Here is a 26,109-nt window from a genome sequence, read left to right as displayed (position 1 = left end):
CCGACCCCGGACCGACGCCCGCCGTCGTCCGGCCGGCTGTCCCCACAGAAAGTGACCAGCGTGACAACGATGTCCTCCCCGAGGCGCGGCACCCGCTCCCTCGCCCTCGCGCTGAGTGCCGCGACACTCGCCGCCCTCGCCGTCGCTCTCCCGAGCGCCGAGTCCGCCTCCGCGGCCGACACCTCCGTCCCCGCCGACGCGCTCGTCCTCCAGTACGACTTCGAGCAGGGGCAGGTGTCCGGATCCACGGTCGCCGACCTCTCGTCGAAGAAGCTCGACGGCACCGTCGTCAACAGCGCGAGAGCGACGTACGTCGCGGGTCGGAAGGCCGGTACGACCGCGATCGACCTTCCCGGGGGCGCGGCGGACTCGACCTCCGCGCCGTACCTGACCGTGCCGAACGGGCTCTTCCAGGGCGTGACGCAGACCACCGTCTCCGCCTGGACGAAGTGGTCCGGCACCGGAGGCTTCCAGTGGCTGTGGTGCCTGGGCATCAGCCCCGACGCCGCGTCGGCCTTCGCTCCGTCGTTCGACGGCGGCAGCGCCCGCGCGATCATCAAGCAGCTGAAGGACGGCGGTGAGACCGGGGTCTCCAGCTCCTCGCCGCTGCAGAAGGACCAGTGGGTCAACGTCACCGCGACGATGGACGGCACGACCGTGACCCTGTACCTCAACGGTCTGCAGGTCGCGACGGCTCCCGCCTCCGTCGATCTCGCGAAGCAGCTCTACTCCGCCTCCGCCTCCAAGAGCGGCAACATCGGCCGGGCGCTCTGGAACGTGCACCCCTACTTCGACGGAGCGATCGACGACTTCCGCGTCTACAACCGGGCTCTGACCGCCGCTCAGGTCCGGGGTCTGGCGGGCGACGCCGCGCCGGCCGTCACCGGCGTTCTCTCGACGAGCGTCGCGGTCACCACCGGCATCGGCGTCGCGCCGGCCCTGCCGGGGGTCCCCGCCACCTACTCCGACGGCGTGAACCGCGACGCCCCGGTCACCTGGGAGAGCGTCCCCGCCTCCGCGTACGCGAAGCGCGGCACCTTCACCGTGAAGGGCACCGTCACCGGCCTCGGCACCGCGGTCACGGCGACCGTCACGGTGCGCGCACTCGACGAGATGACCATCGACCTCGGCACGAGCACCGGGGAGTTCATGGGCGGCGCGTCCGGCACCCTCTACGGGGTCTACGGCGAGGGCCTCCCCTCCGACAACCTCCTCGAGGGGATCGACCTGCGCACGGTCTCGACCAAGGCGCAGGACGGGCCGCAGCATCCGGGCGCGGACGCGTTGAGCGTCGCGAAGGCCGTCGCCGACACCTCGGACGGCGACACCTACATCTACATGACGGACATCTACCGCGGCTTCCCCTACGAGTGGCCGGGCAGCACTCCCCAGGAGAAGCTGGCCGACTACCAGGCGAAGATCGCCACGCAGGTCGACCAGGTGCTCGCGCTCCCCGAGGAGTACCAGGACAACATCGTGTTCGTGCCGTTCAACGAGCCCGAGGGCAACATGTTCGGCAACGGGAAGTGGAGCTACGACGGGAAGAGCTGGCTGGAGGACCCGACCGCGTTCTTCGCGGCCTGGGACAGCACCTACGCGCTGATCCGCGACAGGATGCCCGACGCCCGCATCGCCGGACCGAACACCAGCGTCCTCTACGACCAGGTCCGCGGGTTCATGACCCACACGCTCGAGCAGGACACCGTCCCCGACGTGATGACCTGGCACGAGCTGAGCGCCCCGGGTGAGATCCGCACCAACGTCGACCGCTTCCGGGCCTGGGAGGACGAGCTGTACGCGGGCACGTCCTACGCCGGGAAGCACCTGCCGGTGAACCTCAACGAGTACGCCTTCAACTACCACACCTCCGTGCCCGGCCAGATGGTCCAGTGGATCAGCGCGCTCGAGGACAAGAAGGTCGACGGCGACATCGCCTACTGGAACATCGACGGCAACCTCTCCGACTCCGCGGTGCAGGCCAACCGCGCCAACGGCCAGTGGTGGCTCCTCAACGCCTACGCCTCGATGACCGGCGACACCGTCGCGGTCACGCCGCCCAAGCCCGGCCAGAGCTACACCCTCCAGGGCGTCGCGACCCTCGACACCGCGGCCAAGCAGGCGAGAGCCCTCTTCGGAGGCGTCGGCGGCTCGCAGAAGGTCGCGTTCGAGCGCATCCCGGCCGCCACCTTCGGCTCGAAGGTCCACGTGGAGGTCAGCGAGATCCGCTGGACCGGCCAGGTCGGCGACTCGGGAGCCCCGCAGACGGTCAAGGAGTTCGACGCGTCCGTCGTGGACGGCGCCCTCTCGCTGGACTTCGGCGGATCCCTCCCCGCGCTCGACGTCGACTCCGCCTACGAGGTCGTCCTGACCCCGGGCGCCAACGCGTCGTCGCCGTCCGCCTCGCCCGTCGACTTCCGCCAGAAGTACGAGGCCGAGGACGCCCGCTACACCGGATCGCGGAACCTCAACGGACCCGAGGGCTCGCCGACCAATGTCGGCGGCTTCTACACCTCGGGCGGACGCAACGTGGGCGGGATCCGCACCGGCGGCGACCTGAAGCTCGACTTCGCGGTCACCGTCCCGAAGGACGGCGAGTACGACCTCAGCGTCTTCGCCAACTCCCTCAACACCTACGCCGCCAACGCCCAGCAGGGTCCGATCAACGCGTTCCTGAGCGTCGACGGCGCTGCGGAGCAGGAGATCCTCCTTCCGCTGGCCTACAAGTTCGTGGTCTGGGACCACGCGGACACGAAGGTGAAGCTGACCGCCGGCACCCACACGATCTCGCTCGCCGCGAAGAACCTCGCCGGCACGAAGTCGACCGTGGGCGACGCGATCGTCGACAAGATCGAGCTCTCCCTCCCCAGCGCGGCCGCCGCGACCTCGATCCACGAGGCCGAGACCGGCACGCTCGACAACGGAGCGACGGCCGACTATTCCCGCGCCGGCGTCTCCGGCTCGGGCACGGCGAAGCTCACCAGCGGCGCCTCCACCACCGTCTGGGGCTACTCCGCGAAGGACGCGCCGTCCTCCGTGACCGTGGACACCCTGGGCGGCGGTACCGGCGACCTCTACGTGAACGATGTGAAGGTCGGGCCGGTGGGCGCGAGCTCGACCCGTCAGGTCTTCCTCTCGGGCGGCGTGAACAAGATCGAGGTCGTCGGCACGAGCGGCACGCTCCTCGTCGATCGGATCGTCATCGGAGCGAGCGCGAACCCGCCCGCGACGACGAGCTATGAGGCGGAGGCGGCCACGATCACCGGCCCCGCCACGGTCCGCGACCTGTCCTTCGCGTCGGGCGGCAAGGCCGTCGGGAACATCGGGGGCGGACGCGACGGCGACTCGACCCTGACCTTCGGCGATGTGAAGGCCGAGCAGGACGGGACGTACGCGCTCACGCTGCGCTACTCCAACGAGGAGCAGTCCCCCGCGACGCACTACAACCCCGACCCGCTCGCCCGCCACGCGGACATCACGGTCAACGGAGTGACGCAGCGCGTGCTCTTCCCGCACACGTTCCACCAGAACCAGCTGTGGGACCTGAGCGTGCCGGTCACGCTCAGGAAGGGCTCGAACACCATCGCGATCACCTCGAAGGAGCTCCCGGGCTTCGACGGGACGACCTACCTCTCCGACACCTTCCCCGGCGTCCTGCTCACCTCGCAGTACGCGCCCAACATCGACAGGATCTCGGTCACGCCCTTCGTCGGGCGGACCACGGGCCTGACGGTGAGCGGCACGGCGGCCTCGCGCTGCACCGCGGGGAAGGTCACGATCACGGGGACGGCGACCAACACCAGCGCGGTCGCCGCTGACGTCACGATCGGCTCGGCCTGGGGCACGAAGACCTTCACCGGGGTCGCTCCCGGCAAGACGGTCTCAGCCGCCTTCAGCACCCGCGCTGCGAGCGTCGGAGCCGGCGCTCTCGACGTGCGGATCGCGGGGACGGTCGACGGCGCTGCGGCGAGCGGATCCACGGCACCGGCCTACGGTGCGGCGCGCTGCGGCTGATCCGTCCAGAACGCCCTGACGCGGCCGGGCATCTCGTGCGCCCGGCCGCGTCGGCGTGTCGTCGGGACCGGAGGTTCCCCGACGGGGACGAGCGCGCCGTGGACGAGCAGAGCGCCGGAGCCGCAGCGTCCGGTCCTCGCTCCGGGGACGCGGCGCCCGAGTTGCGTGCGCCGCGCCGCACTGCCACTCTCGACACGGTTCGAGCGGGGGTGGAGATGGCCACGATCGGAGACGTCGCGAAAGCGGCAGGGGTCTCTCGCAGCACGGTGTCGTACGTCCTCTCCGGCAAGCGCAGCATCTCCCCCGAGACGCGCAAGCGCATCGAGGACGCGATCGCCGAGCTCGACTTCACGGTCAACGCCGGAGCACGGGCGCTCGCGACGCGCCGCACCATGGCGCTGGGCCTGCTCGTCCACTTCGACCCGGACGAGTTCGCGCCCGCGATGGTCGAGTACGTCCTCCCCATCACGGCCCGCGCCCGCGAGCTCGGCTACGACGTGCTGCTGGCCACCGAGGCCGACGGGGCGGCTGCCGTCCGCCGGCTCACGCGCTCCGGCCAGGTCGACGGACTGATCCTCCTGAGCGTCGCGGACGACGACGACCGGCTGCCCGTCCTGCGCGCCTCGCGGCGGCCCGGTGCCGCCCTCGGCGTGCCCGCGGACGCCTCCGGGGTGGACGTCTTCGACCTCGACTTCGGCGACGCGGCCCGCCTGCTGATCGAGCACCTGGGCGCCCTCGGGCATCGGAGCATCGGTCTCGTCACCCCTCCTGAGCGCGTCTTCGACCGCGGAGGGACCTACGGGCTCCGGTTCCGCGAGTCGGCTCTCGAGACCGCCGGTCGGCTCGGGATCGAGCTGGTGCTGCGCCCGGCCGCCACCGCCGCCGACGCCGTCGAGCCGATGGTCACGGCGTTCCTCGACGACGACCCCGGTCTCACGGCGCTGGTCGTCCACAGCGACCGGACCATCGCGATGCTTCCCGCGATCCTGGGTCGACGCGCTGTCGCCGTGCCCGGGCAGCTGTCCGTCGTGAGCCTGTACTCGGCCGAGTTCGCCCGCGACTTCTCGCTCCCCTACAGCTACGTCGAGACGGGTGCCGCCGAGCTCGGCGCGCACCTGGTCGACACGCTCGTCGAGCGGATCGAGCAGCCGTCCCGCGGCGAGGAGCCGTCGATCCGACTCCTGCCCGCGCGTCTCGTCGACCGCGGGAGCGCCCGCGCGGTCTGAGGACCGCTCCAGAGCCCCCGAGGCCCGGTCAGAAGCGCGAGGCGACCTCGTAGAGGACCTCGTCGTCGCCCGCGTAGACGCCGTCGCGCCGCGGCCAGTGCGCGATCACGTCCGTGAAGCCGAGCTCCTCCGCCCGGCCGGCCATGTCCTCGAACCGGGCGACGCTCTCGAGGGAGTAGTCGCCCCCGGAGTCGAGCGAGAGGTGGCGCTCGACGGTGCGCGGGTCGCGCCCGGCCGCGTCGAGCGCCGCGTCGAGCCGCCGGGAGAGGGACGCGACCGCCCGCCACCACTCCTCGCTCGACACTCCCTCCGGGCCGGTGGTGACCCAGCCCTGCCCGCGCTCGGCGACGAGCGCGAGGCCCTTCGGCCCGTTCGCGGCGAGGACGAACGGGACGCGGGGGCGCTGCACCGGCTCGCCCACCATCCGCGCCGAGCGGGCGGTGAACCACTCCCCCTCGAGGTCCACGCCGCTCGAGCCGGGCTCCTCGAAGCGCAGCAGCGCGTCGAGGGCCGTGACGAACTCGGTGAAGCGCTCGTGCCGCTGCCGGGGCGAGTAGTCGGGCTGCCCGAGCACGCGCGCGTCGAAGCCCGTGCCGCCCGAGCCGACCCCGAGGATCGTCCGACCGCCCGAGATCTCGTCCAGCGTCGCGATCTCCTTCGCGAACGGCACCGGGTGGCGGAAGTTCGGGGAGGCCACGAACGTGCCCAGGCGGAGCGTCTCGGTCACCATCGCAGCAGCGGTGAGGGTGGGGACGGTCGCGTGCCACGGCTGGTCGGCGAGGGAGCGCCAGGAGAGGTGGTCGTAGGTCCACGCGTGGTCGAAGCCCAGGCCCTCGGCCGACTGCCACTTCCGGCGGGCCTCGGCCCACGGGTCCTGCGGGAGGATGACGATGCCGTGTCGCATCGTCCGAGTGTACGAGCGCCGTCGGGTCAGAGCGCGGCGGGCGGCACCGGGGGCGGATCGGGCACCTCGTCCACGACCGAGCGCGGGACCATCAGGGTCGGCATCCGCACGCGCAGGCGCAGCGGTTCCCGCTCCGACGCGCCGAGCAGCTCGCGGGCGGCGCTCCGCACCTGCCGGGCGAGCGCCGGGTGCACGGCCCCCGGATCCTCGAACGCGGAGACCAGCTCGCGCAGCACTCGGGTGGTGCTCCGCGGGTCGCCGTCCTGCCTGGGCATCGGATCGGCCCCTCACTCTCGGCACGGCCGTCAGGGTCCCGGCGGTGCAGCGGATGTCTCGCGCCGACGGTAGGGCCGGGGACGGCGCCGTGGCACTGAGGTTGACAACGGGAGGACCCGGCGGATCGCGGTGCGCGGGGTGCGATCCGCGGCGAGGGCGGTCCTGGCGGGGAACGACGGCCACCGCCGGGAGAGCCCGCTTCCACGATCGCGCCCGTCCGGTCGCGGCTACTCTCGGGGCGTGATCACGACGACGGAGCGGGTGGACGACTGGATCGAGGGCTGGTGCCGGGCACGCGGCGTGCAGCGCGTCCGCGAGGACGGGGCATGGCTGGTCGATGTCGGAGCGGAGTCGCGCACGCGGGAGCGGATCCTGGTCGATCCGTCGCCCTCCGCGCTGCAGGCGGGCGCCGAGCAGACGGCCGGGCCCCGGGAGTGGATGACGGTCATCGGCCTGGGCGACGACGCCCGCCTCGCGCCCGCCGCCGGGCTGGAGCTCGTGTCGGGCGACGAGAGCCTGATGGCGGCGCTCCTCGACACGGGCCGCACCGCCGAGGGTGCCCTGCTCGAGGGAGCCGTGCTCGAGGCCGCCGACGGAGTGGCGAGCGTCCGGCTGCTGGTCGACGGAGTCGTCGCCGCTCAGGGCACCGCCGCCGTGCACGGGACGGTCGCGGTCCTGGACCGGATCGAGACCGATGCGCGGTTCCGCCGACGCGGGCTGGGACGGCGGGTCGTCGACGCCCTCACCGCCTGGGCCCGGTCCGAGGGTGCACGGAGCGGTCTCTCGTCGCCAGCACGGACGGCCGCGCCCTCTACCTCACCCTCGGCTGGGAGGTGGTCGCGCCGGTGCGCATCTGGCGCGGGGCCGCACTCCGAGATCCGGGACAGGGCTGCGCGGCCGCCGGGCGATGATCCCCCGCCGTACGGCCCTCCGGGAGCGCACGTCCGCCTGAGTACGGAATCCCGCGCAGCGGATACAGGCGGCGGAGAACGGCGGAGCAGCCGTGAAGCGGCCGCCCGCCGATCTGTATTCAGCCGATAACACCACCCTCGAAAGAGGGACGCGCGCTATCGCTCGAACAGCCTTGTCCGAGAAGCGGATCATCCGCTTCTCGGACTCGTGTCACCGCCCTCGGGTCGTCAGCCGAGAGCGCCCTTCTCGGCCGAGTAGAGCTGCTTCACCTGCTCCGCGGTCAGCGCCCGGTCCCACACCCGCAGTCGGGCGAGGGAGCCGGCGAAGCGGTTGATCATCGTGCCGTCCCGGCCGACCGCTCCGACCACGAAGTCGCCCGGAGCCGCGTTGAGGCCGTCGGGGTAGACGTAGGGGTTCTTGGCGTAGGTCGCGCCGAGCTTGTCGGTGTACACCGGGTAAGCGGTGGCGGCGCCGTCGAGGTACGAGACCGCGACTGCGCCGTCGTACGTCCCGACGTGCAGCTGCCACACGCCGCGCGTGATCCGGCGGGGCTCCACCGAGTAGTCGCGCGAGTACGGGTAGCCGGGCGTCGGCCCGCCGAGCTTCGAGACGTGCATGCACACTCGCTCCCAGCCGCCGTACTCGGGGAGGTTGTTGAACAGCGCATAGGAGCGCAGCGGCCCGACCGTCGACTCCTCCCAGACGCCCGCGATGCAGGCGCCGTCCGCGTCGGAGTTGAGCACCCACACCGCGATCGTCACCTGGCCGGTCGAGGCGCCCAGGTTGAGCGGGCCGACCTCGTCCTTGGGGACGACCAGGTGGTCCGTCGTCCCGTTGAGGGCGACTCCGGTGCCGAACGGCGTGGCGACGGCGCGGGCGGAGGAGCCCGCGCCCTGCCGGAGCGCCGGAGCGCCCGCGACGGCCGAGGCGAAGGGGGCGGCGCTCTCGGCGAAGGACCACTCCGCGATCGGCGTGGGCACGGTGACCGTGGGGACCGGAGCGGCGTCGCCGACCACGAACGCGTCGAGGATCAGGTTGGTGCCGCTCGAGGCCGGGTTGCGGCCGCTCCCGCGGCGGATGGTCACCGTGTGCGGCCCGGCCGCGAGCTGTCCGCTGCTCCAGACCGTCTGCTTCGACCGCGTCGCGGCGCTGTAGCGGTCGACGGACGCGACCTTGACTCCGTCGAGCTCGACCTCGTTGATGCCGGACGAGCCGGTGAGGCGGCTGATCCAGCTCACGCTGGTACCCGTGAAGGCGAGGGTGGCGGAGGCGCCCGCGGTGGTCGAGTAGGCGATGCTGCCGCCGCTGTCCGTGCTCGCCTTCAACGTCGACCAGGTGCCGGTCGTGACGATCGGGGCGGCGCCGTTCTCGTAGGTGCCCGCTCCGGGCAGCGTCGTCGCCGGCGGAGGCGTCGCGTCGCCGACCACGAAGGAGTCGAGCAGCAGGTTGGTCCCGGTCGAGGCCGGATTGCGGCCGCTCCCCCGGCGGATCGTCAGCGTGTGCGGCCCGGCGGCGAGCTGTCCGCTGCTCCACACCGTCTGCTTCGAGCGGGTGGACGCGCTGTAGCGGTCGACGGAGGCGACCTTCACACCGTCGAGCTCGACGTCGTTGATCCCGGAGGACGACGTGAGTCGGCTGATCCAGGCGATGCTCGTGCCGGTGAAGGCGAGCGTCGCGGAGGCGCCGGAGCTGGTCGAGTAGGCGATGCTCCCGCCGCTGTCCGCGGTGGCCTTCAGCGTCGTCCAGGTGCCGGTGGTGACGATCTGCGCGGCGCCGTTCTCGTAGGTGCCCGCGCCGGGCAGCGTGGACACGGGTGGCGTCTCGGGCTCGGGCTCCGTCTGCGGCACGGGGCCCTCGGTGATCCAGCGCTGGAAGGTGTCGAGCATCTCCTTGTTGGTGAAGCTCGGGACCTTGTGCCCGTCGGTGCCCTCCCCCGGGTGGGTGCGGACCGTCGCCTCCTTCGCCAGGGGCAGGGCCGCGGCGTGGAGGGCGGCGCCGTGCAGGGCGAACGGCACGACCTTGTCGTCGGGCGATCCGGTGATCCTCAGCCGCGCACCGCGCCACACCGACGCGGGCAGCCGCGCCGGGTTGGTGGCGGCGATGGCCGCGGCGTCGGCGTACTCGGGGCCGATCCGGTCCGGTTCGCTCGCCGCCCGCTCCTCCATGTCGTAGGAGCTGTTGCAGAGGTACGCGCCCCGGATGTTCGGCACCATCCGCTTCCCGTAGGCCCAGGTCAGAAGCGGCCCGCCCCCGGAGTCGGAGCGGAGGAGGCTCGCGTCGATCCGCCATACCGACGAGGCCCAGGCGGCGACAGCGGCCTGGATCTCGATCGCCCGCGGGCTCGACCAGATGCTGCCGCCGTAGGTCGGGCAGATGCTGACGATGCCGCGGTCCACGGCGAGGTCGGCCGAGTACGCGAAGGCGCTCGAGAGCGCCGTGTGGGTGCCGTTGCGGGCGTGGTAGTACCAGAGCATCGATGCGCCCCTGGTCTGCGACGGAGGCGTCGCGTGCGGCACGAACAGGCGCGCCCGGTCCCCCGCGACGACGACGTCGATGATCTCGTAGCGCTTCCCGCCCGTCTTCGACGTGGCGGTGGACAGGCGCGAGACCTCGCCGGGCAGTCGGGGCACCGCGGTGAGGTCGCCGGCCGCGAGGGCCGGCGTCGCGAAGGCGATCGCGCCCGCGCCGGCGACGGATCCGGCGAGGATCGTGCGGCGGGAGAGAGCGGAGAGGGCCTTGACGCCCGATCGGGAGCCGGTGCGGGAGGAGTCGGCGGAGTCGCCGACGGCAGTGTCCTGAGGAGTCACGGAAGAGAGAGCCTTTCCGATCGTCACCGTTCCGGGTACACCGATCGAAAGAGGAGGAGAAGGCGTTCAGTGAACGAGCGGCAGCGCTCGCGTTACTGATGCGGATCACCTTCTCCTCGAGAAGGAAAGGGAAGCCGGATCAGGCTAACAGAGGGGATGAGAAGGGGTTCAGTATTTCTACCCACCGTTTCATCGACCGGAGGAGAATGGGCGAGGAATCGCTTATCCGGCCGCTTATCGTCCCTTTTCCGGTGACACGACGCGTGCTGGACACCGCCGTCTGGCAGGATGCCCCCGTGTCGGAGACGGGTCGGCTGCAGCGGGGCGGCGCCCTCCCCGTGCTCCTCGTGTTCCTCCGCCTCGGGCTGACCTCGTTCGGCGGGCCGATCGCGCACCTCGGCTACTTCCGCGAGGAGTTCGTGGTGCGCCGCGGCTGGCTGACCGATCGCGCGTACGCCGACCTCGTCGCGCTGTGCCAGTTCCTCCCCGGACCCGCGTCCAGCCAGGTCGGGATGGCTGTCGGCCTGCAGCGCGCGGGACTCGCCGGACTGGTCGCCGCGTGGTGCGGATTCACGCTCCCCTCGGCGATCGCCCTGGTCCTCGTCGCCGGTCTCGTCGCCGGTGCGGGCGATGTCGCCTCCGCCGGCTGGCTCCTGGGCCTCCAGGCGGCGGCGGCCGCGGTCGTCGCGCAGGCCGTGCTCGGGATGGCGCGCTCGCTCGCACCGGACCGCCGCCGCGCGACGATCGCCGGCGCAGCGGCTGTCGCCGTCCTCCTCGCCCCGGAGCCCGCGCTGCAAGTGGGGGTGATCGCGGCGGCGGGCCTGGCCGGCGTCCTGTGGCTCCGCCGTGAGGAGGCGGCTCCGGACGACGGCCCGGGCTTCGCGGTCCGGATCCCGACGGCGCTCGCGGTCTCGGCGCTCGCCCTCTGGGGACTCCTCCTGGCCGGCCTCCCCCTGCTGGCCGCTCTCACGGGCGAGGGAGCGGCGGGTCTCGCCTCCGTCTTCTACCGCGCGGGCGCTCTGGTGTTCGGGGGCGGCCACGTCGTGCTGCCTCTGCTGGAGGCGCAGACGGTCGGCGCCGGCACGGTCGGGCAGAGCGAGTTCCTGGCCGGATACGGGGCGGCGCAGGCGGTGCCCGGCCCGCTCTTCACATTCTCCGCGTTCCTCGGCGCGGTGGGCGCGGGGACGCCGGACGGTGTCGCGGGGGCGGCGATCGCGCTGGTCGCGATCTTCCTGCCGGGCGCTCTGCTCGTGGTCGGCGTGCTCCCGTTCTGGCAGCGGCTGCGGCACCTGCCGGTCGCGCAGCGGGCGCTGGCCGGCGTGAACGCCGGCGTGGTGGGACTGCTCGGCGCCGCCCTCTACGACCCGGTGCTGACCGAGGGCATCGGCTCGACCGGCGCTCTGACGCTCGCGATCGGCGCCTTCGTGGCGCTGACGCGCTGGACCGTGCCCCCGTGGATCGTCGTCCTCGCCGCCGCGGGCCTCGGCGCCCTGCTCCTCTGACTCCCTCCGGGGACGACGATCCGGACCAGCCCTGGCAGTCTGGACGCATGAGGGCTCGGGGGACGACAGCGGCAGTGGCGACGACGGCAGCGGCGGGGCTCCTGCTGCTGGGCGGGTGCACCGCCGGCGGCGGGGCCGAGGCGGGCGCCACGGCGTCCGCGCCCGCCTCGCGGACGCCGAGACCCGCCATCACCGACCTGATCACTCCGAGCCCGACCCCCTCCGCTCCGGCGACCGCCGAGCCGGTCGGAACCGTCGTCGACGCCGGGCCGGTCGGCGAGGGAGTCCCCGCCACCGTCTCGGGCACCGGCCCGGCCGACGTGTCGTTCCAGCGGCAGGGCGAGTTCGCGGTCGTCCTGAGCCTGGACTGCTCGGCCTGCACCGGCACGGCGATCGTCACCGCCGCGGGCCGGATGACGCCCTTCGGCGAGGCCGCCGCCCCGATGACGGGGTCGTTCCTGACCGGGATCTTCCGCGACGACCCCGTCGAGCAGCAGGTGATCGTCCGAGCCGACGGGCCGTGGACGCTCGGCCTGCAGAGCTGGAACGACCTCGCGACGGTGAGCGGTGCGCAGTCCGGCACCGGCCCGGCCGTCCTGTTCTTCTCCGACGACGTCCCGCGCGTGACGGTCGACTACACGCCCGCGGGTCCGGACGACTCGTTCTCCGGCCGCGTGTTCACGACCTCCGATCAGCCGCAGCTGTTCGGCGACTCCGTCGCCTTCTCCGAGGTGTTCGAGGCCGACCTGCCCGGCGTCATGGCCGTCCAGACCGAGGGGACCTGGACCGTGACGCCGACGCCCTGACCCGGGGTCGCGACGCGCCGTCCGCGGAGTCGGGGAACGGGCGCCCCTCGGCCCAGACCCGCTGCACGCGGAGCGACGCGTCGAGCAGGACGACGTCGGCGCGGTACCCGGGGGCCAGCAGGCCGAGGTCGCCACGGCCGAGCACGCGGGCGGGAACGGCGGTGAGGGCGGCGACGGACGCCTGCAGCCCGAGCCGGCCGGGCCCGACGGCCCGCCGCAGGGCCTCCTCCTGCGTGAGCGTGGATCCGGCGAGCACAGCGGTGCCCGCGAGCCGGGCGACTCCGCCGAGCACCTCGACGTCGAGCGGGCCGAGGCGGTGCACTCCGTCACCCGCCCCGGCCGCCGCCATCGCGTCGGTGACGAGCGCGATCCGCCCGGGAGCCGCCGCGAACGCGAGCCGCACCACCTCGACGTCCACGTGCCGGCCGTCGAGGATCAGCTCGAGCGCGACCCGCTCGTCCCCCAGGGCCACCGGGATCGGGCCCGGGGAGCGGTGGCCGATCCCGGGCATGGCGTTGAACGCGTGCGTGACCAGCCGGGCTCCGCGGTCGAACGCTGCCCGCGCCTGGTCGGCGTCCGCCTCGGTGTGGCCCACCGCGACCACCGTGCCGGCGCCGGCGAGCCGCTCCACCGCGGCGAGGGCTCCCGGCAGTTCGGGCGCGAGCGTGATCTGCGCGAGGCGTCCGCGGGCGGCGTCCAGCAGCCGGCCGACCGCGCCGGAGGAGGGGTGCACGAGAGCCGCGGGGTCGTGCGCTCCCCTGCGCGAGGGCGCGAGGAACGGGCCCTCCAGGTGCGCGCCGAGCACGAGCGGGTCGGCGGCCGCGAGAGCCGAGACCGCGTCCAGAGAGGCCTCCAGCTGCTCCAGCGGTGCCGACACCAGGCTGACCAGCGAGCGCGTGGTGCCGCGGGAGCGGTGCAGCGCGAGGCCCGCGCGGATCGCCTCCGCTCCTCCGTCGAAGGCGTGACCGCCCCCTCCGTGCACGTGGAGGTCGAGGAAGCCCGGGACAGCGGTGAGGCCCCGCGCGTCGTGCAGCTCCGCCCCCTCCGCCTGCGCCTGCCAGCCGGTGCCGGTGCCGGTCGCCGTGATCGCGCCGTCCCGCGCGCGGAGCCAGTGGTCCTCCACCGTCCCGGCCGCGTCGACCTTCCGTGCGCTGTGGATGATCAGCGCGGCGTGCGCCATGCGGTCACCTCCTGGGTGTCGGTTCCGGATCGTCGGGGACTCCGCCCCTCCCGACGATGGCACAGCCCCTGCCGGTCGAGCCGGTCTGACACCGATCACTGCGCCACCCGAACGCATTCCGCGCCTCCGCGTCACGAACAGGGACCTCGCGCGTCTCCTGTGCATGCCTCCCCTGGACACCCGAACCCCCGCCCCCCGCCTCGCCGCCTCCCGCCGGCCGCTCGACGTCGTCGCCATCGCGGCGGCCGCCCTCGTCAACGAGCGCTACCTCGATCGGCGCTTCACCGTCCACCACCTCGCCGCCGAGCTGCGGATGCCCGCCCTGCTGCTGCGGCTGCGGTTCCGCCGCTGCTACGGGCTCGGCCTCGACGAGCACCTCGCCCTCCGCCGACTCGAGCTGGCCGCCGTCCTGATGGCGAGCACCCCCGTCGCTCTCGGCGGCCTCGACCGCATCGCCCGGGGCTCCGGCTACCGGGGCACCGCCGAGCTGGACCGCGACCACCGGAGGCACCGCCGGTCCTCCGCGCTGGCCGCCTGGTTCCGGGCCGCCCCGCGTCCCGAGCGCGAGCACCGGCCCGGCACCCGGCCCGAGGAGGAGCGGCTCGCCGCAGCGCCGGGCGCCGCGACGCCGGACCGCCCCAGCAGCGTCCGCTCGGCACCTGTCACCCCGCTGAGGCGCCGCGCCTGAGCCCGGCCGCGGAGCGGTACAGTGCCACGATGCGCACCTCCGGAACCCGCCGATGACGGCCGTCCGCTACGTCGCGATCGGCGATTCCTTCACCGAGGGCGTCGGCGACGAGCGGCCGGACGGCACCCCGCGCGGCTGGGCCGATCTGGCGGCCGCGGGATGGGCGGCGGCCACGGGTGAGCGGATCGAGTACGCCAACCTCGCGATCCGGGGCCGGCTCATCGCGCCGATCCTCGCCGAGCAGCTCGAGCCCGCGCTCGCCCTGGGTCCGACCCACCTCTCCTTCAACGGAGGCGGCAACGACATGCTGCGCCCGCGCGCCGACATCGAGCGGATCGCCGACGCCTACCTCCGTGTGCTCGAGCGCTGCGACGAGCAGGGCGTCGTGCTGATCGCCCTGGCCGGCGCCGACCCGTCGCCGCGGCTCCCGCTCGGCTCGCTCATCCGCCGCCGCGGGGACGCGCTGACCGACGCCGTCCTGCGTCGGACGAGCCATCGGACCGACGTGGTCGTCGCCGACAACTGGCACGACCCCGCTTTCGCCGATCCGGAGCTGTGGTCGGAGGACCGCCTGCACCTCGGCCCGCGGGGGCACCGGCGGGTGGCCGACCGGGTCCTGCGGGCGCTCGGGCTCACGCCGCCCGCCGCGCTGCCCGACGCTCCCGAGGCCGCACTCCGGCGCGGCGGAACCGTGCAGTACTACCGGCAGCACGTCGCGCCGTGGGTGCAGCGCAGGCTCACCGGCACGTCCTCCGGGGACGGCCGCGCCGCGAAGTACGCGGGCTTCGTGCCGATCGACCCGGTCTGACGCCTCCTCCGAGGAGCACGGCCCTCGTTCGACGGGCAGGGATCTCCCCTGCGGCGCTCAGCGGCGACCTCTCGTGGCCGCTCGACGACGTCGAGCGCTCAGTGCCAGCCGTACCGCGCCGAGAGCACCCGGGCGACGGCGTCGTACCGAGCACGCTCCAGAGCTGCTCCTTCGCGACGCATCCCGGCGGGGTGCACGCGGAACACGCGCTCCGGGTCGACCCAGCTGGGGCGCCCGTCCGGGTCCCAGCCGCCGGTCCCGACGGCCAGGTAGTCGGAGTGCTCCTTCGAGCTCAGCCGCACGGCGAGCACCGTCCCCGACTTCTCGACCGCGAGCACGAGCACCGGGCGGTCCTTGCCGCGGCCGTCGTCCTCCTCGTACGGCACCCAGGTCCAGACGACCTCGCCCGGGTCCGGGTCGCCGTCGGGCGTGGGCGCGTAGCCCAGGCGGACCCCGCGGAGCCGCGACGGGTCGACCTCGACGGTGCGGCCCACTCCGCTCGCGCCCGGGGTCGGCGCCGTCGTGCTCAGGTACGGGCGCTGCGGGCGGGGCCCGGCGTCCGGCCGCGGGGCGACCGCGCGGCCGAGGAGTCGGAGGAGCAGGGACACGACCGAGCGCGAGGAGGGCACTCCGGAACCCTAGCCCGGATCCGCGACCGCCCGCCCGCGGGGGCGCGCCCGGCGGTCGCCCGGCCCGGACGCGCCGACGGGGTGCCGGCTCCGGAGAGCCGGCACCCCGTCGGGTGCTGTGGATTAGAGGGTCAGTCCGCCAGGACGTAGCCCGCCTCTCCGTGGATGGCCGTGTCGATGCCGGCGATCTCGTCCTCGTTCTTCACGCGGAAGCCCATCGTCTTCTGGATGATCCAGCCGATGAGGAGCGTCATGACGAAGGAGTAGGCGAGGACGGTGAAGGCCGCGAGGGCCTGCTTGCCGAGCTGGCTCGCGTCGCCGGTGAGGAACAGGCCCACGCCGGTGCCGAAGAAGCCGATGTAGAGCGTTCCGATGAGGCCGCCGACCAGGTGCACGCCGACCACGTCGAGCGAGTCGTCGTAGCCGAGGCGGTACTTGAGGTCGATCGCCAGGGCGCAGACGGCGCCGGTGATGACGCCCAGGACGATCGCCCAGAACGGCGACAGGCTGGCGCACGCCGGGGTGATCGCGACGAGGCCCGCGACCGCGCCCGAGGCGGCGCCGATCGAGGTGGGCTTGCCGTCCTTGATCTTCTCGACGACGAGCCAGCCGAGGATCGCGGCGGCCGGAGCGGCGATGGTGTTGAGGAAGGCGACGGCCGCGATGCCGTCGGCGGCGAGCTCGGAGCCGGCGTTGAAGCCGAACCAGCCGAACCACAGCAGTCCGGCGCCCAGGAGCACGAACGGCGGGTTGTGCGGCTGGTGCGCGCCCTTGGTGAAGTTGACGCGCTTGCCGAGCACCAGGGCGAGGGCGAGGGCCGCCGCTCCGGCGTTGATGTGGACGGCGGTGCCGCCCGCGAAGTCGATCGCGCCGACGCCGTAGGCGATCCAGCCGCCGTCGACGACGGTGGCGTCGTCGCCGAGGGTGAAGTTGAAGACCCACGAGGCGACCGGGAAGTAGACGACGGTGGCCCAGACGCCGGCGAAGACCATCCAGGCGCCGAACTTCGCGCGGTCCGCGATGGCGCCGGAGATGAGCGCGACGGTGATGATCGCGAACGTCGCCTGGAACGCGGCGAAGGCCAGCGTCGGGAAGGCCGACGTCTGCTCGCCGAGCGCGTCGTTGTAGATGCCCTGCAGGCCGATCTGGGCGGTGTCGATGCCGAGGACGCCGTCGATGCCGACGAAGGTGTCGGTCCCTGCGGGGCCGGACGGGCCGTTGCCGAACGCGATCGCGTAGCCGTACAGGACCCAGAGGACCCCGATGAGGCCCATGGCTCCGAAGCTGAGCATCATCATGCTGATGACGCTCTTCGCACGCACCAGGCCGCCGTAGAAGAAGGCGAGCCCGGGGGTCATGAGCAGGACCAGCGCGGCTGCGATGAGCAGGAACGCGGTATTGCCTTGATCCATTGTTGAACCTCTCGTGAGTGTGCAGAGAAAAGCCCGGAGCGAGGACGCTGCGTCGGAGCACGGCCTGGAGACACGCGGGTGTCGGGTCACCTCGGGTAGCCGACAGTCTGGTGGCGCGAGGTTTCGTCCCGTGAGGCACCGCGTTTCGCGGAGGTTACGGCCGAGGCCCCTGTGTAAAAAGCGCGTTACGGCGCGCTGGCGGACGGCACGACGACGAGCCCGGGAACGCCGGGAGGAGAGCGGATCCGCCCCTAGGAGCGGGGCGCCATCGAGGTGAGCGCGATGAGCCGCGACATCGAGCGCAGGTACTTCTTGCGGTAGCCGCCGCTCAGCATGTCGCCGCCGAAGACCTCGTCGAGGGGCGTCCCGGAGGCGAGGACCGGGATCTGCGCGTCGTAGACCCGGTCGATGAAGGCCACGAGGCGCAGGGCGTCGGTCTGGTCGGTCAGAGCGGTGACGCCCCGGAGCACGATGGTGTCGACGCCGTCGATCACCTTGATGTAGCGGGAGGGGTGCACGGTGCCCAGGTGGTGCACGGCCTCCGCGAACGGGTCGTCGGTGACGACGGAGCCGGCGGGGGCGGCCGCGACGAGAGCGTCGATCTCCTCGTCGGTGCGCACCACGGCGTGGCCCTCGATGTCGCGGCGCCGGTAGTCGGTGCCGTCGATCCGCATCGTCTCGAAGTGGGCGGCCATCGACTGGATCTCGCGGAGGAAGTCCGCTGCGGCGAAGCGCCCCTCGCCCAGCGCGTTGGGCGGGGTGTTCGAGGTCGCGGCGATGCGGGTCCCGGAGGCGACCAGCTCGCCGAGGAGCCGCGTCATCAGCATCGTGTCGCCCGGGTCGTCCAGCTCGAACTCGTCGATGCACAGCAGCGCCGAGCCCTTGAGGAGAGAGACGGTCGCCGCGTAGCCGAGCGCGCCGACGAGCGCGGTGTACTCGATGAACGTCCCGAAGTAGGTGCGGCCCGGCACCGCGTGCCAGATCGCCGCGAGCAGGTGGGTCTTGCCGACGCCGAAGCCGCCGTCGAGGTACACGCCCGGCTTGACCGCGGGGGCCTTCTTCCGGCCGAAGCCCAGGAAGCCGCCTCCCTTGGATCCGCCGCCGGCGGCGAACGCGCGCAGAGCCTCCACCGCGTCGGCCTGCGAGGGGTACTCCGGGTCGGGACGGTAGCTCTCGAAGGTGGCGCCCTCGAACTGGCGCGGGGGCACCAGCGTCGACGCGATCTCGTGCCCGCTGATCTGGGGCGAGCGGGCGGTCAGGCTGCTCGTCGATCGGACGTCGTCGGGGCTCACTCGCGTCTCGCATCCTGCGCACGGCGGGGTCCGTGCGCTCAGTGGCGGCGGCCGCACCGGGCACGGAGCCGCCGCGGTTCTGTGTCGAACTCTTACGGCGCCCTTCGTGCGGCGTCGTCCGCGGACGCGTACTGTCGCTGAAGGGCGGGCTCCAGCGTAGCCCGCCGTGGAATCACGCCCGCGCTCCGCGCACCATCCTGGAGGTCCTCCTTGTCCGTCGAAACCGATCCGTCGCCGAAGTTCGCCTCCTACGCGCACCCCGAACGGCTCGTCAGCGCCGACTGGCTCGAGCAGCGCCTCGGCACTCCCGGTCTCGTCGTCGTCGAGTCCGACGAGGACGTCCTGCTCTACGAGACCGGCCACATCCCCGGCTCCGTCAAGATCGACTGGCACACCGACCTCAACGACCCGGTGCAGCGCGACTACATCGACGGCGCCGCGTTCGCCGCGCTCGTCGGCGGCAAGGGCATCGCCCGCGACACCACCGTCGTCGTCTACGGCGACAAGAACAACTGGTGGGCCGCCTACGCGCTCTGGGTCTTCACCCTCTTCGGTCACGAGGACGTCCGTCTGCTCGACGGCGGCCGCGACAAGTGGCTCGCGGAGGGCCGCCCGACGACCACCGACGCCTCCTCCCCGGAGCCCGCCGAGTACCCCGTCGTCGAACGCAGCGACGCCGAGATCCGCGCCTTCAAGGACGACGTCCTCGCGCACTTCGGCAACCCGCTGATCGACGTCCGCTCCCCGGAGGAGTTCACCGGGCAGCGCACCACGGCGCCGGCCTACCCGGAGGAGGGCGCCCTGCGCGCCGGTCACATCCCCAGCGCGCAGAACGTGCCCTGGGGCAGGGCCGCCGCCGAGGACGGCACCTTCCGCCCCCTCGACGAGCTGAACGGCATCTACCGCGAGGGCGCGGGGCTGAAGGACGGCGACTCCGTCATCGCTTACTGCCGGATCGGCGAGCGCTCCGCCCACACCTGGTTCGTGCTGACCCACCTCCTCGGCTTCGAGGGCGTCCGCAACTACGACGGCTCCTGGACCGAGTGGGGCAGCGCCGTCCGCGTCCCGATCGTGCAGGGCGCCGAGCCCGGCGAGGCCCCCGCGGCCCGCTGACGCGTCACGACGGAGGCCGGGAGCGCCGATCCGCCCGTCGACGGGCCGGATCCGGGCTCCCGGCCTCCGCTGCGACCGCCCGCCGCCCCTCCCCCGATGAGACACTGGACCGGATGACCGACACCACGCTCCCCGACGCTCTGCGCGACATCCGCGAGGAGTTCCTCGCCCTCGAGAAGCCGGAGCGCCTGCAGCTCCTGCTCGAGTTCTCGAACGAGCTCCCCGACCTGCCCGAGCGCTACCGCGACCACCCGGACCTCTTCGAGCGCGTGGAGGAGTGCCAGGCGCCCGTCTTCATCGTCGTCGACGTCGAGGGCGGGATCGTGCACCTGCACGCCACGGCTCCCCGCGAGGCGCCCACGACGCGCGGCTTCGCGTCGATCCTGGCGCAGGGCCTGGCCGGGCTCACCCCCGAGCAGGTGCTCGCCGTTCCCGACGACTTCCCGCAGACCATCGGCCTCTCGGAGGCGGTCTCGCCGCTGCGCCTGCGCGGCATGACCGCGCTGCTCGGCCGTACCAAGCGGCAGGTCCGCGCGCACCTGGCCGCATGATCCTCCGGCCGCTCCTCCCCGCCGGTCGGCCGATCGTGATCGGCGAGGAGGGCGCGCGAGCGGCGGTCGCGGCCGCCTGGCGTCCCGACGAGGCGGTGCGCGTGCGCCTGAACATGATCGCGAGCGTCACCGGCTCCAGCACCGGCTCCGACGGCACGAGCGAGACGCTCACCAACCGCGTCGACCGCACGATCCTCGGAGTCGTCCGCGAGCAGGCCGACGTCGTCCTCGTCGGAGCCGCGAGCGTCCGCGCCGAGGGCTACCGCGTCCCCCGGCGGGTCCCGCTCGCCGTCGTCTCCGCCTCGGGCGATCTCGCCGGGCACCGCCTGGAGCTGCAGGAGGGCTCCCGGGTCCTGCTGCTGGTGCCGGAGTCGCGCGGCGCGGTGGAGGGGCTCCCCGCCGGCGTCGAGGTCGTCCCGGTCCCGTCCTCCTCGGAGCGGATCGGTGTCGACGAGCTCCTGGAGGCTCTCGCCGGGCTCGGCCTGCACCGCGTCGTCTGCGAGGGCGGCGCCTCGCTCTCGGGCCAGTTCCTCGCCTCGGGCCGGGTCGACGAGCTGTGCCTCACCACCTCGCCGCGCGTCGTCCTGCCGGGCCTCCCGGTCGCGACGGGCACGGCCGTCGTCGACGACGCCTACGCCCTGACGCTCCTGGCCGCGGACGATTCCGGGGCCGTCTACGCCCGCTGGAGCCGCACGCGCTGAGAGCCGCCCACCCGGCGTGCCTCCGCGTCCCGGGCGCGTCGGAACCCTAGTCTGCGACCGTGCCCGAATTCCCAGCGTCGTCCCAGCTCCCCGAGGAGTTCAGGGTCGCGACGGAGTCGATCCGCGCCGCTGCCACGCGCGCCGAGCTCACCGTGTCCGAGATCGCCTCGCCGTCGGGTCTCGCGCCCTGGGCCCTCGCCCTGTCGGGCGACGTCGCGCCGCACGCGCACGGACGCGACTCCGAGCTGGGCACGGGGCGCTTCATCCTGCTCTACGACCCCGAGGAGCCCGAGCAGTGGGGCGGCCCCTTCCGTGTCGTCTGCTTCGCCCAGGCCCCGCTCGAGGTCGAGATCGGCACCGATCCGTTCCTCGCCGAGGTCGCCTGGTCCTGGCTCATCGACGCCCTCGGGGCGCAGGGCGCCTCCTATTCCGCCGCGTCCGGCACGGCCACCAAGGTGCTCTCCACCGGTTTCGGCGAGCTGGCCGCTCAGGGGGACGGTGCGCAGATCGAGATCCGCGCCTCCTGGAGCCCGGATGATGCGCAGCTCGCCGCTCACATGGAAGGGTGGGGGGAGCTGTTGTGCATGCTCGCGGGTCTCCCGCCCGTATCGAGCGACGGTGTGACCCCGCTCGCCTTCCGACGGAACAACCGTGACTGATTACCGTGTCCTCTCCACGCCCGACGAGTTCCTCGCCGCGGTCGACGCCCTCGCCGCCGGCGAGGGCCCCGTCGCCGTCGACGCCGAGCGCGCCTCCGGCTTCACCTACTCGCAGCGCGCGTACCTGATCCAGGTCTACCGGCGCGGCGCCGGCGCGTTCCTCTTCGATCCCCCCGCCATCGGCCGGATGGACGCCCTGCAGGCGGTCATCGGCCAGGAGGAGTGGGTCCTCCACGCCGCCAGCCAGGATCTCGCCTGCCTGCGCGAGGTGGGCCTGGACCCGGTGCGGATCTTCGACACCGAGCTCGCCGCCCGGCTCCTCGGACTGCCCAAGGTGGGCCTCGGCGCCGTCGTCGAGGACCTCCTCGGCATCCACCTGGCCAAGGAGCACTCGGCCGCCGACTGGTCGACCCGCCCCCTCCCCCAGAGCTGGCTCGTCTACGCCGCGAAGGACGTGGAGCTCCTCGTGGACCTCCGCGACCGCATGGAGGAGATGCTCATCGCCGCGCGGAAGACGCGCATCGCCCGCGAGGAGTTCGAGGCGACGCTCGCGCGCGCCCCGAAGGCGGTCCCGCCGGATCCGTGGCGCCGCCTCTCCGGCATGCACTCGCTCCGCGGCCCGCGCCCCCTCGCCGTGGCGCGCGAGCTCTGGCTGGCCCGGGACGCGTTCGCCCGCGAGCGCGACATCGCTCCCGGCCGCCTGATCCCCGACTCCTCGATCATCGCGGTCGCCCGCAACATCCCGACCAGCATCGGACAGCTCTCGGGCCGCCGCGACTTCACCGGCCGCGCCAGCCGCGGCGAGGTCGAGCGCTGGTGGGCCGCGATCGAGCGCGGGACGACGACCGAGGACCTGCCGAGCCCGACCCGCCCTGCCGCCGACACGCTCCCCCCTCCGCGCGCGTGGGGCGATCGCAACCCGGCCGCCGACGCCCGTCTGAAGGCGGGACGCGCCGTGGTCACCGAGATCGCCGAGCTGCTCTCGCTCCCGGTCGAGAACCTGCTCACGCCGGAGCTGCTGCGCCGGGTGGCCTGGAACCCGCCCGAGCCGTTGACCGCGGAGTCGGTCGCCGCGGAGCTCACCCGCGCCGGCGCCCGCGCCTGGCAGGTCGAAGCCACGTCGGGCTCGATCGCCACCGCGTTTGTCGAAGCGGCCCAAGCGCCGGCCGAGGGCACCGAAACCCCTTCGTAGGAAGCGGCAAAGGATTCCGGCTGCGCGGTACCGGTTCCTACGATCGACGGCGACCGTGAGTTCCTGGGAGGCATTGTGGCCGAGAGATCCGAAGTCGTGTTCGTCGACGGAGTCCGTACTCCGTTCGGGCGTGCCGGCGAGAAGGGCATGTACTGGCAGACCCGAGCCGACGACCTCGTCGTCAAGGCGATGATCGGTCTGCTGGAGCGCAACGGCGCGCTGCCGAAGGAGCGGGTGGACGAGGTGGCGATCGCCGCCACCACCCAGCAGGGCGACCAGGGCCTGACCCTCGGCCGCACGGCGGCGCTGCTCGCCGGGCTGCCGAAGTCGGTGCCCGGCTTCGCCATCGACCGCATGTGCGCCGGAGCGATGACCTCGGTCACCGCGACCGCGGGCGGCATCGCGTTCGGCGCCTACGACGTGGTCCTCGCCGGCGGCGTGGAGCACATGGGCCGGCATCCGATGGGCTTCGGCGCCGACCCCAACCCGCGCTTCCTCTCCGAGCGCCTCGTCGGCGAGGACGCGCTCAACATGGGCCGCACGGCGGAGCGGATCCACGACCGCTTCCCGCACCTGACGAAGGAGCGCGCCGACCACTACGCCCTGCGGAGCCAGCAGAAGCTCGCCGCCGCGTACGCCGCCGGCAGCATCCAGCCGGACCTCGTCCCCGTCGCCACGCGCAGTGCCGCGGGCTGGGGCCTGGCGACCGCCGATGAGGCACCGCGCCCCGAGACGACCCTCGAGGGCCTCGCGGGCCTGCGGACCCCGTTCCGCCCCCACGGCCGGGTGACCGCGGGCAACTCCTCCGGGCTCAACGACGGGGCGACGGTGTCGCTCCTGGCCAGCGCCGAGGCCGCGCAGGAGCTGGGCCTGTCCGCGAAGATGCGGATGGTGAGCTTCGCGTACGCCGGCGTCGAGCCCGAGATCATGGGCATCGGCCCGGTCCCCTCGACCGAGAAGGCGCTCCGCAAGGCGGGCCTGGGCATCGAGGACATCGGGCTCTTCGAGCTCAACGAGGCGTTCGCCGTGCAGGTGCTCTCCTTCCTCGACCACTTCGGCCTCGACGACGACGACCCGCGCGTCAACGAGTACGGCGGAGCGATCGCGATCGGCCACCCGCTCGCCTCCTCCGGGGTCCGGCTGATGATCCAGCTGGCCCGGCAGTTCGAGTCGCACCCCGAGGTGCGCTACGGCGTGACGGCCCTCTGCGTCGGCCTCGGCCAGGGCGGCACGGTGATCTGGGAGAACCCGCACTACGACGGCAAGCGCGGACGACGGAAGGGACGCTGACCCATGCTCGACGGATTCGAGAACCTCGTGGACCTCGCCGAGGGCGAGGTCGTCACCCACTCCTACGTCCGCGACGTGCCGCTGCCCAGCGGCCGCACGCTCGCCCTGATCACGCTCGACAACGACCGCGACCACACCCGCCCCAATACCTTCGGGCCGGCGTCGCTCTTCGAGCTGGCGGACGTCCTCCTGGCGCAGAAGGAGCGCGCCTCGCGCGGCGAGATCCAGGCGGTCGGCATCACCGGCAAGCCGTTCATCCTCGCCGCGGGAGCCGACCTCAGCAAGGTCGGGGCCATCCCGAGCCGTGAGCTCGGCCGCCAGCTGGCGCGCCTGGGCCACCGCACGCTGGGGATGCTGGCCGAGCTGGGCGTGCCGTCCTTCGCCTTCATCAACGGCCTCGCCCTGGGCGGCGGCACCGAGATCGGCCTGAACGCCGACTACCGCACGGTCGACTCCTCCATCCCCGCGCTCGGGCTCCCCGAGGTCTTCCTCGGCATCATCCCCGGCTGGGGCGGCGCGTGGCTCCTGCCGAACCTGATCGGCATCGAGAACGCCCTCAAGGTCGTGGTCGAGAACCCGCTCAAGAACAACCGCACGCTCAAGGGCCAGGAGGTGTTCGACCTCGGCATCGCCGACGCGATCTTCCCGCCCGCCGCCTTCCTCGAGGACTCGCTCCGCTGGGCCGACGGCGTGATCGGCGGCTCCGTGAAGGTGGAGCGGCCGAACGCACCCGGCAAGCTGGAGCGGCTGGTCAAGTGGGACGTCGCGATCTCGATCGCTCGCAAGCAGCTGGAGTCGCGGATCGGCACGGTCGCGGCGTCTCCGTACCGCGCGCTGGAGCTTCTCAAGGCCGCGAAGAACACCACCCGCGAGGAGGGCTTCGCCGCCGAGGACGAGGCGCTGGCCGACCTGATCTCGGGCGACCAGTTCCGCGCGAGCATCTACGCGTTCGATCTGGTGCAGAAGCGCGCCAAGCGTCCCGCGGGAGCGCCCGACAGGGCGCTGGCCAAGCCCGTCACCAAGGTCGGGGTCGTCGGCGCGGGCCTCATGGCCTCGCAGTTCGCGCTGCTCTTCCTCCGCCGCCTCCAGGTGCCGGTGGTCATCACCGACCTCGACCAGGAGCGGGTCGACAAGGGCGTCGCGGGCATCCGCGCCGAGATCGATGCGCTGCTGGCGAAGGGGCGCGTCTCTCCCGACGACGCGAACCGCCTCCGGGCGCTGATCACCGGCACGACCGATCGCTCCGACTTCGCCGACGCCGACTGGGTGATCGAGGCGGTCTTCGAGGAGCTGTCGGTGAAGCAGGAGGTCTTCGCCGACATCGAGCGCTACGTCTCGCCCACGGCGGTGCTCGCGACCAACACCTCGTCCCTCTCCGTCGAGCGCATCGGCGAGCGGCTGGAGCACCCGGAGCGCTTCGTCGGCTTCCACTTCTTCAACCCGGTCGCGGTCATGCCGCTGATCGAGGTGGTCCGGACGCCGCACACCGACGACGAGACCCTCTCGACGGCGATGGTCACCGCCGCGAAGCTCAAGAAGAACGCCGTCATCACGCGCGACACCCCGGGCTTCGTGGTGAACCGCGTGCTGGCGAAGGTCCTGGGCGAGGCGATGCACGCGGTCGACACGGGCACTCCCTTCGAGGTCGTCGAGCAGTCGCTGGCTCCGTTCGGCCTGCCGATGACCCCGTTCGAGCTGCTCGAGCTGGTGGGCCTCAAGGTCGGCGCGCACGTGCTCGACACCCACCACGCCGCGTTCCCCGACCGCTTCTTCGACAGCCCCAACCTGCACCGCCTCGCTGAGCTCGGCCACGTCTTCGAGCGCGACGCGAAGGGGCGGGCGAAGGGCGTCGACAAGCGCGCTGTCGCGATCGTCGCCGGCGGCACGGAGCCGATGACGGCCGAGCAGCTGCGGCTGCGCGTCGAGACGGGTCTCGCGGACGAGGTCAAGCGGATGCTGGACGACGACGTCGTGCACGCCGCCGAGGACATCGACCTCTGCCTGATCCTCGGCGCGGGCTACCCGTTCCAGATGGGCGGGCTCACGCCCTACCTCGACCGCGTCGGCGCGAGCGAGCGGGCGTTCGGGGACACGTTCCACCACCCCGCGATCCGCGGCGTCGACTGACGCGGAGTGCAGTGACGCGGAAG

21 protein-coding genes are annotated in these 26,109 nt (G+C 73.0%); 14 read left to right on the top strand and 7 right to left on the bottom strand.

Translation table 11 applies throughout. The features are described from left to right. Window positions 1-69: 69 nt before the first annotated feature. A complete protein-coding gene (locus C5C35_RS08130) occupies window positions 70-4,011 on the top strand; it encodes a LamG-like jellyroll fold domain-containing protein (RefSeq protein ID WP_104262915.1) in 3,942 nt (1,313 codons plus the stop codon). 215 nt (window positions 4,012-4,226) lie between these two features. After that, window positions 4,227-5,237: a LacI family DNA-binding transcriptional regulator gene (locus C5C35_RS08125; protein WP_104262944.1), complete on the top strand. Its 1,011-nt coding sequence runs from the start codon at window positions 4,227-4,229 to the stop codon at window positions 5,235-5,237. A gap of 28 nt (window positions 5,238-5,265) precedes the next feature. Here C5C35_RS08125 and C5C35_RS08120 read toward each other — a convergent pair whose 3' ends face one another. Both C5C35_RS08120 and C5C35_RS08115 read right to left on the bottom strand, forming a co-directional pair. Next, complete coding sequence (locus tag C5C35_RS08120) at window positions 5,266-6,141, bottom strand: LLM class flavin-dependent oxidoreductase (protein ID WP_104246838.1); 876 nt, start codon at window positions 6,139-6,141, stop codon at window positions 5,266-5,268. Window positions 6,142-6,167: 26 nt separating this feature from the next. After that, window positions 6,168-6,416, bottom strand: coding sequence for a hypothetical protein (locus C5C35_RS08115; RefSeq protein WP_146076891.1), 249 nt, complete (start codon window positions 6,414-6,416; stop codon window positions 6,168-6,170). 241 nt (window positions 6,417-6,657) lie between these two features. Here C5C35_RS08115 and C5C35_RS17110 point away from each other — a divergent pair, with 241 nt between their 5' ends. Further along, entirely contained in the window at window positions 6,658-7,458 is an 801-nt protein-coding gene (locus tag C5C35_RS17110) for a GNAT family N-acetyltransferase (RefSeq protein ID WP_219814153.1), read from the top strand. A 98-nt stretch (window positions 7,459-7,556) separates the two neighbouring features. Here C5C35_RS17110 and C5C35_RS08105 read toward each other — a convergent pair whose 3' ends face one another. Then, window positions 7,557-10,136, bottom strand: a complete 2,580-nt coding sequence (locus tag C5C35_RS08105; RefSeq protein ID WP_104260708.1) for a LamG-like jellyroll fold domain-containing protein — start codon at window positions 10,134-10,136, stop codon at window positions 7,557-7,559. Window positions 10,137-10,432: 296 nt separating this feature from the next. Here C5C35_RS08105 and chrA point away from each other — a divergent pair, with 296 nt between their 5' ends. Together chrA and C5C35_RS08095 are read left to right on the top strand one after the other, a co-directional pair. Further along, window positions 10,433-11,638 carry a chromate efflux transporter gene (chrA, locus tag C5C35_RS08100; protein ID WP_258066368.1) on the top strand — a complete coding sequence of 402 codons (1,206 nt, stop codon included), beginning with the start codon at window positions 10,433-10,435 and terminating at the stop codon, window positions 11,636-11,638. Window positions 11,639-11,712: 74 nt separating this feature from the next. Then, entirely contained in the window at window positions 11,713-12,444 is a 732-nt protein-coding gene (locus C5C35_RS08095; RefSeq protein ID WP_104225243.1) for a hypothetical protein, read from the top strand. Here C5C35_RS08095 and C5C35_RS08090 read toward each other — a convergent pair. Further along, window positions 12,395-13,624, bottom strand: coding sequence for an N-acetylglucosamine-6-phosphate deacetylase (locus C5C35_RS08090; RefSeq protein ID WP_104262913.1), 1,230 nt, complete (start codon window positions 13,622-13,624; stop codon window positions 12,395-12,397). The two genes, C5C35_RS08095 and C5C35_RS08090, sit on opposite strands and share 50 nt — an antisense overlap. A gap of 163 nt (window positions 13,625-13,787) precedes the next feature. Between C5C35_RS08090 and C5C35_RS08085 the strand changes: the two genes are divergently transcribed. Both C5C35_RS08085 and C5C35_RS08080 read left to right on the top strand, forming a co-directional pair. Continuing rightward, entirely contained in the window at window positions 13,788-14,312 is a 525-nt protein-coding gene (locus C5C35_RS08085) for a hypothetical protein (RefSeq protein ID WP_104225241.1), read from the top strand. A gap of 52 nt (window positions 14,313-14,364) precedes the next feature. Continuing rightward, window positions 14,365-15,120: an SGNH/GDSL hydrolase family protein gene (locus C5C35_RS08080; RefSeq protein ID WP_104262912.1), complete on the top strand. Its 756-nt coding sequence runs from the start codon at window positions 14,365-14,367 to the stop codon at window positions 15,118-15,120. A 98-nt stretch (window positions 15,121-15,218) separates the two neighbouring features. On the opposite strand, the gene C5C35_RS08075 is transcribed toward C5C35_RS08080, so the two are convergent. From C5C35_RS08075 to zapE, 3 genes are all read right to left on the bottom strand, one after another. After that, a complete protein-coding gene (locus C5C35_RS08075; RefSeq protein ID WP_167299028.1) occupies window positions 15,219-15,749 on the bottom strand; it encodes a type II toxin-antitoxin system PemK/MazF family toxin in 531 nt (176 codons plus the stop codon). Between the two features lie 131 nt (window positions 15,750-15,880). Further along, window positions 15,881-17,161 (bottom strand): ammonium transporter, encoded by a 1,281-nt coding sequence (locus C5C35_RS08070; protein WP_104225239.1) that lies wholly within the window; start codon window positions 17,159-17,161, stop codon window positions 15,881-15,883. Window positions 17,162-17,412: 251 nt separating this feature from the next. Continuing rightward, entirely contained in the window at window positions 17,413-18,453 is a 1,041-nt protein-coding gene (gene zapE / locus C5C35_RS08065) for a cell division protein ZapE (RefSeq protein ID WP_104262911.1), read from the bottom strand. A gap of 210 nt (window positions 18,454-18,663) precedes the next feature. On the opposite strand from zapE, the gene C5C35_RS08060 reads away from it, so the two are divergent. The 7 genes from C5C35_RS08060 to C5C35_RS08030 all read left to right on the top strand — a co-directional run bounded on the left by C5C35_RS08060 (window position 18,664) and on the right by C5C35_RS08030 (window position 26,086). Then, window positions 18,664-19,566 (top strand): sulfurtransferase, encoded by a 903-nt coding sequence (locus tag C5C35_RS08060; RefSeq protein ID WP_104232576.1) that lies wholly within the window; start codon window positions 18,664-18,666, stop codon window positions 19,564-19,566. Between the two features lie 113 nt (window positions 19,567-19,679). Then, window positions 19,680-20,117 carry a SufE family protein gene (locus C5C35_RS08055; protein ID WP_104222086.1) on the top strand — a complete coding sequence of 146 codons (438 nt, stop codon included), beginning with the start codon at window positions 19,680-19,682 and terminating at the stop codon, window positions 20,115-20,117. After that, on the top strand, window positions 20,114-20,818 hold the full coding sequence (locus C5C35_RS08050) for a dihydrofolate reductase family protein (RefSeq protein WP_104262910.1): 705 nt from the start codon (window positions 20,114-20,116) through the stop codon (window positions 20,816-20,818). Before C5C35_RS08055 ends, C5C35_RS08050 begins: the two co-directional genes overlap by 4 nt. A gap of 59 nt (window positions 20,819-20,877) precedes the next feature. After that, window positions 20,878-21,477 (top strand): DUF3000 domain-containing protein, encoded by a 600-nt coding sequence (locus C5C35_RS08045; protein WP_104262909.1) that lies wholly within the window; start codon window positions 20,878-20,880, stop codon window positions 21,475-21,477. Further along, window positions 21,470-22,669: a ribonuclease D gene (locus C5C35_RS08040; RefSeq protein WP_104222092.1), complete on the top strand. Its 1,200-nt coding sequence runs from the start codon at window positions 21,470-21,472 to the stop codon at window positions 22,667-22,669. Before C5C35_RS08045 ends, C5C35_RS08040 begins: the two co-directional genes overlap by 8 nt. 75 nt (window positions 22,670-22,744) lie before the next feature. Next, complete coding sequence (locus tag C5C35_RS08035; RefSeq protein WP_104232573.1) at window positions 22,745-23,959, top strand: thiolase family protein; 1,215 nt, start codon at window positions 22,745-22,747, stop codon at window positions 23,957-23,959. A 3-nt stretch (window positions 23,960-23,962) separates the two neighbouring features. Beyond that, window positions 23,963-26,086, top strand: a complete 2,124-nt coding sequence (locus tag C5C35_RS08030; protein WP_104262908.1) for a 3-hydroxyacyl-CoA dehydrogenase NAD-binding domain-containing protein — start codon at window positions 23,963-23,965, stop codon at window positions 26,084-26,086. Window positions 26,087-26,109 lie beyond the last annotated feature (23 nt).

This window comes from Rathayibacter sp. AY1F8 (genome assembly GCF_002932165.1).
Taxonomy (GTDB): domain Bacteria; phylum Actinomycetota; class Actinomycetes; order Actinomycetales; family Microbacteriaceae; genus Rathayibacter.
Note: the sequence above shows the minus strand (reverse complement) of the source record. Positions and strands in the feature narration are given on the sequence as shown.